Annotated in this window: 13 protein-coding genes, 1 tRNA gene and 1 pseudogene; 7 read left to right on the plus strand and 8 right to left on the minus strand. The window is 35.9% G+C overall.

The window, feature by feature from the left end; translation table 11 throughout:
* Window positions 1-65 precede the first annotated feature (65 nt).
* On the minus strand, window positions 66-506 hold the full coding sequence (locus tag BIV20_RS15490) for a MarR family winged helix-turn-helix transcriptional regulator (RefSeq protein WP_075717581.1): 441 nt from the start codon (window positions 504-506) through the stop codon (window positions 66-68).
* A gap of 102 nt (window positions 507-608) precedes the next feature.
* Between BIV20_RS15490 and BIV20_RS15495 the strand changes: the two genes are divergently transcribed.
* Both BIV20_RS15495 and BIV20_RS15500 read left to right on the plus strand, forming a co-directional pair.
* Window positions 609-1,208: a nucleoside recognition domain-containing protein gene (locus tag BIV20_RS15495; RefSeq protein WP_075717583.1), complete on the plus strand. Its 600-nt coding sequence runs from the start codon at window positions 609-611 to the stop codon at window positions 1,206-1,208.
* Window positions 1,205-1,729, plus strand: coding sequence for a spore maturation protein (locus tag BIV20_RS15500; RefSeq protein WP_075717585.1), 525 nt, complete (start codon window positions 1,205-1,207; stop codon window positions 1,727-1,729). The genes BIV20_RS15495 and BIV20_RS15500 overlap by 4 nt, the downstream gene beginning before the upstream one ends.
* Here BIV20_RS15500 and BIV20_RS15505 read toward each other — a convergent pair.
* Both BIV20_RS15505 and BIV20_RS15510 read right to left on the minus strand, forming a co-directional pair.
* Window positions 1,724-2,485 (minus strand): hypothetical protein, encoded by a 762-nt coding sequence (locus BIV20_RS15505; RefSeq protein ID WP_075717587.1) that lies wholly within the window; start codon window positions 2,483-2,485, stop codon window positions 1,724-1,726. The two genes, BIV20_RS15500 and BIV20_RS15505, sit on opposite strands and share 6 nt — an antisense overlap.
* Window positions 2,485-3,108: a type IV toxin-antitoxin system AbiEi family antitoxin domain-containing protein gene (locus BIV20_RS15510; RefSeq protein WP_075717722.1), complete on the minus strand. Its 624-nt coding sequence runs from the start codon at window positions 3,106-3,108 to the stop codon at window positions 2,485-2,487. Before BIV20_RS15510 ends, BIV20_RS15505 begins: the two co-directional genes overlap by 1 nt.
* Window positions 3,109-3,247: 139 nt before the next feature.
* Between BIV20_RS15510 and BIV20_RS15515 the strand changes: the two genes are divergently transcribed.
* Window positions 3,248-3,757, plus strand: a complete 510-nt coding sequence (locus tag BIV20_RS15515; protein WP_075717589.1) for a hypothetical protein — start codon at window positions 3,248-3,250, stop codon at window positions 3,755-3,757.
* 139 nt (window positions 3,758-3,896) lie between these two features.
* Here the strand turns inward: BIV20_RS15515 and BIV20_RS15520 are convergent, their stop codons facing one another.
* Window positions 3,897-5,249: a D-alanyl-D-alanine carboxypeptidase family protein gene (locus BIV20_RS15520; RefSeq protein WP_075717591.1), complete on the minus strand. Its 1,353-nt coding sequence runs from the start codon at window positions 5,247-5,249 to the stop codon at window positions 3,897-3,899.
* A gap of 140 nt (window positions 5,250-5,389) precedes the next feature.
* Between BIV20_RS15520 and trmB the strand changes: the two genes are divergently transcribed.
* Both trmB and BIV20_RS15530 read left to right on the plus strand, forming a co-directional pair.
* Window positions 5,390-6,028: a tRNA (guanosine(46)-N7)-methyltransferase TrmB gene (trmB, locus tag BIV20_RS15525; RefSeq protein WP_075717593.1), complete on the plus strand. Its 639-nt coding sequence runs from the start codon at window positions 5,390-5,392 to the stop codon at window positions 6,026-6,028.
* Window positions 6,029-6,099: 71 nt separating this feature from the next.
* Window positions 6,100-6,186 (plus strand): annotated as a pseudogene (locus BIV20_RS15530) (heavy metal-binding domain-containing protein); the annotation flags it as partial.
* A gap of 69 nt (window positions 6,187-6,255) precedes the next feature.
* Here BIV20_RS15530 and pepT read toward each other — a convergent pair.
* On the minus strand, window positions 6,256-7,476 hold the full coding sequence (gene pepT / locus BIV20_RS15535) for a peptidase T (protein ID WP_075717595.1): 1,221 nt from the start codon (window positions 7,474-7,476) through the stop codon (window positions 6,256-6,258).
* Between the two features lie 12 nt (window positions 7,477-7,488).
* Window positions 7,489-9,126: a hypothetical protein gene (locus BIV20_RS15540; protein WP_075717597.1), complete on the minus strand. Its 1,638-nt coding sequence runs from the start codon at window positions 9,124-9,126 to the stop codon at window positions 7,489-7,491.
* 175 nt (window positions 9,127-9,301) lie between these two features.
* Between BIV20_RS15540 and BIV20_RS15545 the strand changes: the two genes are divergently transcribed.
* Window positions 9,302-9,374, plus strand: a tRNA-Lys gene (locus tag BIV20_RS15545).
* 61 nt (window positions 9,375-9,435) lie between these two features.
* Here the strand turns inward: BIV20_RS15545 and BIV20_RS15550 are convergent.
* A complete protein-coding gene (locus tag BIV20_RS15550) occupies window positions 9,436-9,570 on the minus strand; it encodes a hypothetical protein (RefSeq protein WP_278335653.1) in 135 nt (44 codons plus the stop codon).
* Between the two features lie 108 nt (window positions 9,571-9,678).
* Window positions 9,679-11,022, minus strand: a complete 1,344-nt coding sequence (locus BIV20_RS15555) for a hypothetical protein (RefSeq protein WP_158024894.1) — start codon at window positions 11,020-11,022, stop codon at window positions 9,679-9,681.
* Between the two features lie 437 nt (window positions 11,023-11,459).
* On the opposite strand from BIV20_RS15555, the gene BIV20_RS15560 reads away from it, so the two are divergent.
* Entirely contained in the window at window positions 11,460-12,527 is a 1,068-nt protein-coding gene (locus BIV20_RS15560; protein ID WP_075717599.1) for a hypothetical protein, read from the plus strand.
* Window positions 12,528-12,566 lie beyond the last annotated feature (39 nt).

Consider the following 12,566-nt stretch of genomic DNA (forward strand, 5'->3'; position numbering starts at 1 on the left):
TTCAGCTCTTTCTACCTATTTTATGCATGGTTTTTTATACCTATGCCTAGAACTGAAATGCATTTTTATTTCCCATATTCCTTAAAAAACTTACTTAAGTTCTGCAATGCTCTTACCAGCACCTGCGTCTCTTCCCCATTTAAGTCCTGTAAGGTTGCCTCTACCATTTCCTCATGAAATCTTTTGTGATGGTCAAATGCCTTCTCTCCTTTTTCTGATAAGGAAATCAATACCACTCGACGGTCCTCTTCGCTGCGAACACGATTCACATATCCTTTTTTTACCAGGTTATTGATAGCTATCGTCAAGGTTCCTACGGTTACAGACAATCTTTTTGCAATGGCAGACATATTCTTCGGCTCTTCTTTCCCAATTGCCTCAATAATATGCATATCATTATTGGAAATATCCTTAAACTCTTCCGTAATAATTGCCTTTTCTTCAATATCCATAATTTCATTAAATAACTTTACTAGTACTTCATATATGGTATTATAACTATCCACAAGAATACCTCCTGCCAGCTAAATTATCTTTATTATACAATACTTATTCACATTTTGCAAAAACTGCATATAATAAAATAACTACATATTGCGGAGTACACAATGCTTAATTACTTATGGGGCTTTATGATTTTAATTGGTATTATATATGCTGCTCTTACCGGAAACCTGACTTCTGTTACAGATGCAGCTCTGGATTCTGCCAGAGAAGCTGTTACTTTATGTATTACTATGGTAGGAGTCATGTCCTTCTGGGTAGGACTCATGCGGATTGCAGAAAATTCCGGTATTATTTCCGGGGCTGCAAAAAAACTAGATCCTTTTTTGCGCTTTCTTTTTCCCGGAATTCCAAAAGGACATAAAGCAAATGAATATATCTCTACCAACATGATTGCAAATATCTTCGGTTTGGGATGGGCTGCCACCCCGGCAGGTCTAAAGGCAATGGAGGAACTTGGCAAATTAAATCACCACAGAAAAACAGCCAGCAAGGATATGTGTACCTTTCTTATTATAAACATTTCTTCTCTACAGCTGATTCCGGTAAACATGATTGCCTACCGAAGTCAATATGGTTCAGCGAATCCTACCCGTATTGTAGGACCTGCCATTATTGCTACTTTACTCTCTACCTTTGCCGGTATTTTATTTGCAAAACTCATGCTTACTTTACCAGAAAAAAAAGGAGGTTCCCTCAAATGAACTTTCTCCTTTTTCTCTCTGATGCTATTATTCCGCTGTTAATTTTTTGTATTGTAGGATACGGTCTTTTCAATAAACACAACATCTATGATGACTTTATCAAAGGTGCCAAGGACGGCTTCGAAACAGTCATTGGCATTATGCCAACCTTAATCGGACTTATGATTGGCGTAGGCATTCTACGAGCCTCCGGTTTTTTGGACTTTCTCGCCTCACTCCTTGGACACATTACGGAACCTTTGCGTTTTCCGGCTGCACTGGTTCCCGTTTCCATTGTAAAAATGTTTTCTTCTTCTGCTGCCACCGGACTGGTGTTGGATATTTTCAAAGAATACGGTCCCGATTCCTACTACGGTACCATTACCTCTATTATGATGAGCTGCACCGAAACCATTTTTTATACTATGAGCGTTTATTTTATGAGTGCAAAAGTACAAAAAACTCGTTACACGCTGGTCGGTGCTCTTTTTACCACTTTGATAGGAACCATTGCAAGTGTCATTCTTGCCGGATTTCTATAAATATCTGCCCAACTGAGGCATCCAATCTTCAAAGAAGATTTCATCCCGAATGATTGCATCGAATATGGGAGAGAAAAAAGTAACAAGAAGAGAAACTACCTCATTCCATTCCGGAAATTCCCCGCTTTGACGTTTCTTTTCATTCTTCCATTTCTTTTTCATATAACCATAATTCTCGTAACTCTTTATGGTATCTAACCGTTTTTCCAGGGATGGAATCTTCTTAGATTCTAACAGTTTTCCAAAACAATCCCGTACCCTTCTTCCATCTACCGCCTCCACTAAAATAATGTCATATATCTCTTTATACCAAGACAAATTATTTAACAGTTCAAGTTTATTCAAAATCTCATAAAATCCTTGAGCTATATACTCTTCCGTCGGAAACCGAAAATATTTCAGCTTTTCAAATTCTTCCTCAGCCGGATACATATCCACTTTTTTATACGGCTGCACTTCTATAAAAAAGGGAATTCGATATTTCTCTTTTTCAAATTCCAATGGAATCCGGTTCTTGATTTCTACGGAAATAGGAAGCTGCTTTGTTTCCATTACTTCTTTTTGAAAAAGATTTCGTAGATTTTCTAACATTTCCTGTTGATTATCTTTCGCAGGATAAAAGATAAAATGCGACTCTATCTTATCTTTCTCTATTTTTTTCTTCATCCAAAGCTTTTCCTGATAACCAGCTTTCAGTATTCGTTCCAATACCAAGTGACGCACCTGTCCTGTCAGAACTTCTATCTGTTCTTTCATTACAGCCACACCCCAATTCTATTCTGCACCTTCTGGGTAACCTTCCGTTCTCTTGCATATTCCATTAACCGTTGAATATCTTTTTCCGGTTCCCTAAGATACATCAAAATTGCCTGCTGCATGACACTGCGCTCCAGCTTTTCTTCAAACTTCAAGCAATCACAAATCATTCTTTCTTTATTATATATCCACATTTCTTTGCTTCCGACAGATACTTTTTCCACACCCAGTTTAAGCACCTCCGGTTCTGCATAATAGGGCTGTACCAATGGATACTCCATTTTAAACCGAGACTTGGATGTATTTTTATCCACAGCAATATGCCAATAAGCAGGGCGCACTGTAATGTAGCCCTGATAATAAAGTGCGCTTTCCATACACAGTACACCATCCGAAAATAATTCTGCTACCATATCCTCTTCCGGCTGATTGGAAAATCCCATTCCATAACAACCGTTTTTTACACGTTCTAAAATTCCTTCTTCTACAAACTTTTGTATTTTGCGGTAGTCCATATCCAATTCATAAAGTTGGGATGTTCGTAACAATCCCCCATTACGTTCCATTTCCGCCTGAATTTTTTCAATCAAAGCGTTCCTTTTTTCTTGTTGTCCTTCTCCCATATTTTTTCCGCTCCATTCCTCTTTATGTGGTAATTTTATTATATTATTCCATTTCTTTCCTGTCAATTCTCTTTTCCTTGAAAACTTCCCATCCTTGTTTTATAATCAAAATCAGAAACCACAGAAAAGAGAAAATTCTATGAGTGAAAAAAACAAATCAAGTAAAAATCCTTCTAGAGAAACTTGTGAAAATATCATTCGTCGTATTCTAATGACGGAGGTTTTGGAAAAAGGAACGAATGCCCATTTTCGTCAGGCATCAGACTTCATAAGCTATTTTGAATCTCTTTACCCAGCCTCTGACGCCCTTACCAAGCAGGTACAACGCGCTATAAAATCTATGGATATGCCCAAGGATGAACAGGGTTTTTTTATTATAAATAAAACACGGGAACAACTGGCACAGGAAGCTGAACTAAAACATCTTATCAAACAGAATAACTTCCATTTGAATTCCATGGAACAATGCGAAACTGTTTTTATAGAAGCTCCTGTGGAATGTCTCGATTATCTGATTCACCAATTATGCAACTGGGAATTACTGAAAAACAAATACATTACTATGACAAAAACCTGTAACGGTATTATCATTTATACAGAAGACAAATCAAGACTTCTCTCTATTATTAACAGTATTATAGATAATTAATTTGAATTTTTCTGATATTTTACAATATATTTTTCGATGTCCTATAAAATCCAAAAAGACAATACATTTTTCATGTATTGTCTTTTTTAATTATATTATTCTTTTTTATATGTCTTTTTTATCTTTTCAGACATTAAAATCATCTTTTTTTTCGTCTTCGCTTTCTTTGCTTTATTTCCTTAAACCCTTTTTGCCGTTTTGACATCAATTTGTACCGAATGAGATAAAAGTTGTCTGCAAAATGGTAAATTCCAAATCCAATTCCTACCAGCAATATTACAACTAAAATTCCAATTAAAATATATTTCGTATTAATGTGCACAACTTTTTTCTCGTTATCAGAAGCATCTTCCTTTTCAAACGGGAACTGTGATACCTTAGCTCCGTTGATTTTAATATCTGCACCACCAACATTTCGATCTGCATAAGTATACTGAATGGTTCCCACTTTATCCTCAGCCTTGGTATCCTCTTTTATTTCCGGAACTGCATCTGTAAAGCCTGCCGCCTTTGGAAGTACAACAAATCCTTGTGGATCTATAGAAAGAAAGGATTCTTCATTGGCAAAAATCTTATTTTCTGTTTTGTCCGATGTATAATTATTTTCATTCTCTGCCACATTCCAAAGTTGAAAGTTTTCAAAGCAGTAATTCAAAAGATTCGTAGTATCCACATAATGATTTGGTGACTCTTCATTCATTACCACACAAATTAATGTCATTCCGTCTCTTTCTGCAAAAGTAACTAAAGTACTGTTTGCGGCAGTAGTATAACCCGTTTTTCCTCCAATACATCCCTCATAAAGATAACTCGAATCACCTTTCCAGTTATTTAACATTTTATGATGATTACTTAAGTATGTCTCTTCTGCATGCTTATTTGTTGCAGGAATGGTATATCTCTTTGTACTGGTAATCAGGCGAAACGTCTCATTCTGCAATGCAGCTCTTGAAATCAATGCCATATCATAAGCACTGGTATGATGGCTTTCATCCGGTAACCCATGTGGATTATTAAAATGTGTATTCTGACATCCTAATTCAGTTGCTTTATCATTCATCATCTGAACAAACGTATCATAGTTACCACCCACGTGCTCTGCAATTGCATATGCACATTCATTTGCTGATTCCAACATTAATGCATACAAGCATTCCTTCATGGTCATGACTTCGTCTACATCACGCCAAATACCGGAACCTTCTGTCTTATAAACTGCATTTGCAGAAAAAGTAACCTGCTCATCTAAACTACTATTTTCAACTGCCAAAAGAGCTGTCATAATCTTCGTAATACTTGCCGGATATAGTTCCTGATGTGAATTTTTCTCATATAATACGGTTCCTGTAGAAGCCTCCATAACAATAGCAGAATCTCCTGCAATTGTTGGTCCTTCCGGCCAGTAGGCTTCTGCCTGTACCGGCAATATATTTATCTGAAAAAGACTTACTGCACCAAGCAGCAAACCAATCCATTTCTTGCTTTTTTTCATTGATTCCCAATCCTTCCTAATTTCTACAATACTTATAGTATAATATTAGAAATCTTTTTTATCAATATTTTTTTATACAGGGTTTTTTTCACCTGGTTTTTATAGTAAAATAAGTGGTATCGAATATATTGGAGGTACTTATGAGATTAAGAAATATACCAGGTTCTCGAGAAGTCATTGCAGAAAATAAATGGTGTATCCAAGAACCGGAACAACAAAAGGGACATTGGCATGAAGCTTTTGGGAATGACCATCCTATCTATATCGAAATCGGTATGGGAAAAGGACAATTTTTGACAACTCTTGCCAAACAAAATCCTAACATTAATTATGTAGGTATTGAAAAATACTCTAGCGTACTTTTACGTGGACTTCAGAAAATGGAAGAAGAACCATTGGAAAATGTTCGTTTTATCCGCATGGATGCAGAAACTATTTGTGACGTTTTTGATAAAGATGAAGTATCTAAAATTTACCTGAACTTTTCCGATCCTTGGCCAAAAGACCGTCATGCAAAGCGTCGTCTGACTTCCCGTCAGTTCTTCGCCCGCTATGATAAGATTTTGAAAAAAGATGGTGTAGTAGAATTTAAAACAGATAATGTAGATTTGTTTGATTTTTCTTTAGAAGAAATAAAAGAGGCCAACTGGAATCTTGATGCTTTTACTCGCGATCTTCATCATGATTCTGCTATGAACGAAGGTAATGTTATGACAGAATATGAAGAAAGATTTTCTTCTATGGGAAATCCAATTCACAAACTGATAGCATCCCGATAATCAGAACTATTTCAACTTACTTAACCTTTTATTATTCTTATCATAAAATATTGAACTCCCCTTGCATAAATATTGTAAATGTTCGCTATGCTTCTTCTCCAATTATGCAGGGAGCTGCTGAAGTTATTGCATATGGCACAGCTGTAAAATTTCAATAATTTTTAACGAAAAAGAGTATTTCACCATTCCTGAAATACTCTTTTTTCCACTTATTTTTTCATATTTTATTACTTATCCACAGGATTCTTAATAATTTCCTTGATAATCTTAACAACTGTTTCCATTCCTTCTACTGTCACATGCTCTTTTGGTCCATGGAATGCATATCCACCTGTTCCAAGATTCGGACAAGGCAACCCCATGAAGCTTAATCTTGCTCCATCTGTTCCTCCTCTTACCGGAAGTGAAATTGGTTCCAATCCGACTGCCTGTATTGCTTTCTTTGCATTTTCCACTACAAAAAAGTTCTTCTCAATTACTTCTAACATATTACGATAGCTTTCTGTTAACTTCAGCGTTACCGTACCTGCACCATATTTTTGATTCATTTTTCCCTCGATTTTTCGAAGAACCTGCTGACGTTTTTCAAACATTTCACTGTCATGGTCTCTTACAATATAGTCAAGATGCGCTTCATTTACATCTCCATGCATTTCATCCAAATGATAGAATCCTTCCCGTCCTTCTGTATGCTCCGGTGTTTCCTGTTCCGGAAGCAGACTCTGTATCTCACAAGCAATGGATGCCGCATTTACCATAATATCTTTCGCAGATCCCGGATGCACATTGACTCCCCGAATGGTAAAATGTGCAGAAGCTGCATTAAAGTTCTCGTAAGCAACTTCTCCCTCATAATCACCATCCACAGTATATGCATATTCTGCTTTAAAATAATCCAAATCAAATAAATCCGCTCCGGCACCTACTTCTTCATCCGGTGTAAATCCAATCCAGATATCTCCATGTGGAACCTTTTCTGCAATCACTTCTTCTACCGCTGTTAAAATATCCGCAATTCCTGCCTTATCGTCTGCACCCAGAAGTGTTGTTCCATCCGTAGTAATCAGTGTTCTTCCCTTTAAAGAAGTAAGATGCGGAAAATCAGATACCTTTATCACATCACCGTTTCCGGGTAATACCACATCCTTACCATCATAGTTTTCTATTATCTGTGGCTTAATATCCTTCCCGGAAAAAGAAGGTGCGGTATCCATATGTGCAATAAATCCCATTGCCTTTTTGTTTTCATATCCCTTGGTAGCCGGAAGTAATCCATAAACATAGCAATGCTCATCACGTTTCACCTGTTCCAGCCCCAGTTCCTTTAATTCTTCTGCCAGCACATCTGCCAACACAAACTGTCTGTCTGTACTTGGAATTACATCCTTATTATCTTCTGATGTAGTCCAATATGATACATATTTTAAAAGTCTTTCTTGTACTTTCATATGATGCCTCCATTATTTTATCTCTGTTACTTTTGCCGGAGTTTCCCCTTCCATATAAGAAAATTTTATGTTATCTCCGACTTTATATTTTATTATATCAAGTAATTCAGAATTAGAAAGGTCTATATCAAAAACCTCTTCTTTTCCCTCAATCGCCATATAAATATGTGAATTTCCTTCCAACGTCACTGACAGTAAATTCTTAATTATTCCGGATACCTGTTTACTGTCTTCACTTATGGCAGCGGAAATACCGTTATTTTTCAACAACTGTTTATAAGACTTCTCACATTCTTTAATAGAATCTCCGGTAGCTACCCACTGGTATTTTTGAATATTTACCATGGCATACATTTTTACTAATCCTGCGTCATCTTTTAATGCCATGAAATAGGTTGGTTCTCCCGATATATTTAATAATAATGGGAACGTTGCTGTATAACCCAAGTTCTGTACCTGTCCTTCTGCTGAAGACATGGCTGAACTTTCTGTTGCTCCCTCTACCTTGTAAAAACGGGTTTCCATGGTTCGCTGATTCATTAAAACAAATCCTACATTTGACTGGTCTCCGCTGACACTGGTAACACCAGAATATACCCACACATCATCATCCAACGCAATGTAATTATATCCGTCCGTAGTCTGAAGACAATCCTTCTGTCCTAAAATACTGTTAAAATATCCATGCTTTAAGGTTCCGCTATAATCGTATAAATCCATCAACATTTCTGCCTGATATACCTTATCAATCCATTGTGGTACATCTTCAATATCATAGCTGGTGCAGTCTCCGGTCTGTGCATTACATACCACTACTTTTCCTATGGTTTCGCCTCCAAATAAACCAATATTAAATTTCTTTACCGGGCAAATCCAATACGGTGTTCCTTCGTCATCAATTTCAAAGAAAATTTGTTCACTAAAGATATACGTCGGATATTTAAATCTCAAATGACGATAAATATTTCGATTAAAATGCTCTGATTTAGAATATTTAATTGGTTTATCCAATTTTACACATTCCGTATCCTGTGTTGCCATATCAATCTTGATATAAGCCGGAATACCGTCACTCTGATTGGTAAGCCATTTAATTGGACTTGCATATACCAGAGGGGTAACTCGTACCGGACGATTATTTACATTAATCTGAGTATAATCATCAGATACTTCAAACTGAGATACCATATCTACCATACTTCCCATTTTTCTATCTCCCAAAAGTGCTGCAGAATCCTTATCTAAAATAGGAATGGTGCTATAGTCCACTTGAGAAATATCTCCTGTAAAATTCCCCTCTTCTACCACCATTAATTCCTGATATTTTTTTGCATTTACAATTGGAGAAGATAGTATACTTCCAATTACAAGAATAATCAATAAAACTCCTACAATTCCAAAACCAATTTTTGCAATACCACTTGCCTTAATGTCAATATTTATACTTCCTTTTTTTCCTTCTATTCTCCAATGATCTTTGATTGCCTTTCTTATCATTGCAAAAATACTTAATAATACAATCCCACCAATTACAAACATCCATGTTCCAATGGAATGTATGTTAATTGCCGGAAGAGTAATATAATAATAAATAAATGCCGCTAGTAATACTATTATTGTTATTAAAATATTTCTTGCTATTTTCTTCATTGATTCTCTCCTTTTGTATTATTTAGATAGTACAATTCTACTCTCTTCCATATCATGTGTCAAGGTTGCAAACATTATATAAACTTTTCTTAATTTTTTTTAAAAAAGTTCTTGCATTTCTTACTAGTTTATTATATAATAATCCTTGCGTTGATGAGTACGCAATAAAAAATAAGCGCTTCTAGCTCAGTTGGTAGAGCACCTGACTCTTAATCAGGGTGTCCAGGGTTCGAACCCCTGGAGGCGCATTACAAAAGCACTGTTTTCGATGACGAAATGAGCTCGGGGGCGGTGTTTTTTTTCGTTCTTTTATTGTTTTTTCCCATTTAATACATTATCCACTTCCTTGATACATTTTTGAAGATGTATCATTTTTTTCTGTAAAGATTGCTTTTCGTAAGCTACTTCTGTTATTTTTTGTTTTACACTTTTTTTTCGTTTCATAACAAAATACCCGCATACAGTTTCTTTATTATATGCAAACAGACTATTTTATATGACAAAAAAATCCTTATGAGAAATCTTAAACTGATAACTCATAAGGACTACATATTACATATTTGCAATTAAAGCTGCGATATCTTCCGGACTCATCTTCTTATTCGGATCTGATAAATCCGGCATAGATGGTTCCACTGATGCTTCTTCTTTTGGCTCTTCTACTTCCGCTTCTTCCATTGTTTCCGGAAGTGCTTCTTCCTCTCCACCAGCAATCAATGCAGCAATCTCTTCCGGTGTCATTATCTTATTTGTATCCATTACAGGAGTCGGCGCTTCTGATATTGGTTCCGGTTCTATTTCTGTCTCTAGTTCTTCATTCATTGGCTCCGGTTCTATTTCTGTCTCTAGTTCTTCCAATATTGGCTCTGGTTCTATTTCTATCTCTGATTCTTCTAATATTGGATCAATCTCAGTTTCTTCCTCTACTAGTTCTTCCAGTATTGGTTCTTCTTCTAATATTGGTTCCTCTTCTAGTATTGGAGTCTCTTCTATTTCTGTCTCTAGTTCTTCCAATATTGGCTCAATCTCAGTTTCTTCCTCTACCAGTTCTTCCAGTATTGGTTCTTCTTCCAGTATTGGTTCCTCTTCTAGTATTGGTTCTTCTTTCAATATTAGTTCTTCTTCCAGCATTGGTTCTGGTTCTATTTCATCCACTTTCGATTCTTCCGCTACCTGTCTGGATGCTTCTATCCTGATTTCAGACTTTAATTCTTCCATCATTTCTCTTTCCATATTTGGCATTTCCTGAACCTTATCTGCCAACACATCCATCTGGCTCTTTAAAGAATCTTCCAACTGTTGCATCTTTGCTAACAGCTCCTGCTGTCCTTCTTCTATTTTAACAAATTGCTCTGCATGATTCTCTTCTGTTCCATTTCCATTCTGTTCCATTATCTGATTAACAGTTTCCTGAACTTTAATCATCTCTTCCAATACCTTATCATTGGAATTCATCATAGCATTAGCATTTTCCTTACTTCTACTTAAAGTAAGCTTTGCTACTTTCTTCTGATCCTCCATAAGAGCACTTAAAAGTTCGCCAATTTTCTTATAATTTGCATCATTACTAACTGTGAGAGGGGCAATCTTTTCATCCAACGCATTTATTTTTCCACTTGTCTCACGAAAATTTTTACGCGCTTGTAAATAGCATGCCTTTTGAGAAGTCATAAGATTATGATATTGCTCTTCTGCCTTCTGACTACTCAAATCTCGTAATTGCAGTTTTCCACTTATAACCAAATATACTGCTACCAGAAGAATCAAACTTACGATTGCCAGTAATACATAGTTATTTGGTGCATTCACAATAACATAAATGTTCACCATTGCTGCTACCACTGCTACTAATGAAGCAATTAAAACCTTAATCCTTTGTAAATTCCCATTTCCCATACTTTTTTCCTCCACCTTTGTGAATTTTTAGGAAACGTTCCCGAGGTAATTCGCCCCCGACCTACCGCTTAAAAGCTTTAGTCAGCGATGTCCCCCTGTCAAAGAACGTTCATCTAATTCAAGGAAAGTCTTGATTTTTTCTAACTTTCCTGTTATTTACTATCAAAATAATGCAAATTTTTCTGAGTAAAACACACTCTGTTAGCAAATTGTTAGAATTACAAACAAACCCTATTAGATTACCTATATTATAACGTGTATGAAGTCGGATGTCGATGTTTTTTTGACTATCATTGATTTATTTTTTAGATATTTTCTTATATTGTAAAAGCTAGGAAAAAAAATTTGATCTTTCTCATTTTTTCTGTTACTATCAAAAAGCATGTCACATCATTTCAAATTTTTTAACAAAAGATTATGTGGAGGTTATAAGTAATATGAGGAAAAACAAATTATTAAGAACTGTAACTACCGGAATGATAGCCGGTGTATTGTTATGTGGTTGTGCCAACACAACTAATAACACCCCAGATGCAACTGTATCAGATACCAAAGAACAGAAAATTTCAGAAACTACAAATAATGAAGAAGGAACTTGGGATAAGACTGTAATCCTAAATGGCGAAAAATACCAGATAGGTGATCCTGTTAGTACATTAAGCTGGGCTGCCGAAAGTGGTCTTAACAGTTGGCCATCCGATGTCCCTTACCTACCTGTCGATTTGGGAGAAGACGGTAATACATACATTGAACTAAATTGTGGTCTTACTACATTTGTAACTAATATTCAAGAAAAAGCATGCCGACCTGATGAATGTGCAATTTCAATGTTATCTTTAATGGGAGATTCAGCGAAAGACGCTTTTCCTGATTTTACAGATATGAATAAGGCTGATGAATTCTTTGGTGGTAAATATCGTACTGAATATGAAGTTGAGAATGGTGAATATGATTTAAAATATGAATATGCGGATTTCTATATTTATGTACACGGTACGGATGAAGACGGGTTAGATGACTTTAGTATGTCATATGGTACGGTTGAAGATTCTTCAGTTGCCCCATTACACCCATCTGATTTAAAAGAACATAACTCATTTAATGAATTTGAAATGGGATTAAGTAATTTCAAATTCAATAGTTTAGATAAAGTATCTAATCTTACAGGCGAATTTATCAAAAACAGCGACTATGCAACAGACATCTCTTTCGACTATAACTTTAATGGAAAAGATTATTCCATAGAAATGTATGAAATATCAAGTACAGGATTTCATCTTTCAGGTCTTGATCTCCGTGGCAAAAACAACAGATCTATTACAGTCGCAGAAAATACATATGAGATTTCTGATGGTGATTGTGAATATGATACCATGTACTGCAGATATAAAGGGAATGTTGATATAAGAATTAATGGCCCTGACCTTACAGAGGCAGACCTCTCCGCATTATTAGAAGACTTTGAAAATTTCATTACAGTATCTGACCGGGAAGATTTGCAGTAACAATATTTTTTATCTGCAATATGTACAAGGAGCTACGCA

This window comes from Roseburia sp. 499 (assembly GCF_001940225.2).
Taxonomy (GTDB): domain Bacteria; phylum Bacillota; class Clostridia; order Lachnospirales; family Lachnospiraceae; genus Petralouisia.

Bases quoted from the DNA above. Each gene is read 5' to 3' on its own strand.
- BIV20_RS15510 (WP_075717722.1), bottom strand. From the start codon at position 3,108: ATGGGAGAAGGACAACAAGAAAAAAGGAACGCTTTGATTGAAAAAATT.
- pepT (WP_075717595.1), bottom strand. From the start codon at position 7,476: ATGAAAGTACAAGAAAGACTTTTAAAATATGTATCATATTGGACTACA.
- BIV20_RS15560 (WP_075717599.1), top strand. From the start codon at position 11,460: ATGAGGAAAAACAAATTATTAAGAACTGTAACTACCGGAATGATAGCC.
- BIV20_RS15555 (WP_158024894.1), bottom strand. From the start codon at position 11,022: ATGGGAAATGGGAATTTACAAAGGATTAAGGTTTTAATTGCTTCATTA.
- BIV20_RS15550 (WP_278335653.1), bottom strand. From the start codon at position 9,570: ATGAAACGAAAAAAAAGTGTAAAACAAAAAATAACAGAAGTAGCTTAC.
- BIV20_RS15540 (WP_075717597.1), bottom strand. From the start codon at position 9,126: ATGAAGAAAATAGCAAGAAATATTTTAATAACAATAATAGTATTACTA.
- BIV20_RS15500 (WP_075717585.1), top strand. From the start codon at position 1,205: ATGAACTTTCTCCTTTTTCTCTCTGATGCTATTATTCCGCTGTTAATT.
- BIV20_RS15505 (WP_075717587.1), bottom strand. From the start codon at position 2,485: ATGAAAGAACAGATAGAAGTTCTGACAGGACAGGTGCGTCACTTGGTA.
- BIV20_RS15520 (WP_075717591.1), bottom strand. From the start codon at position 5,249: ATGAAAAAAAGCAAGAAATGGATTGGTTTGCTGCTTGGTGCAGTAAGT.
- BIV20_RS15515 (WP_075717589.1), top strand. From the start codon at position 3,248: ATGAGTGAAAAAAACAAATCAAGTAAAAATCCTTCTAGAGAAACTTGT.
- BIV20_RS15495 (WP_075717583.1), top strand. From the start codon at position 609: ATGCTTAATTACTTATGGGGCTTTATGATTTTAATTGGTATTATATAT.
- trmB (WP_075717593.1), top strand. From the start codon at position 5,390: ATGAGATTAAGAAATATACCAGGTTCTCGAGAAGTCATTGCAGAAAAT.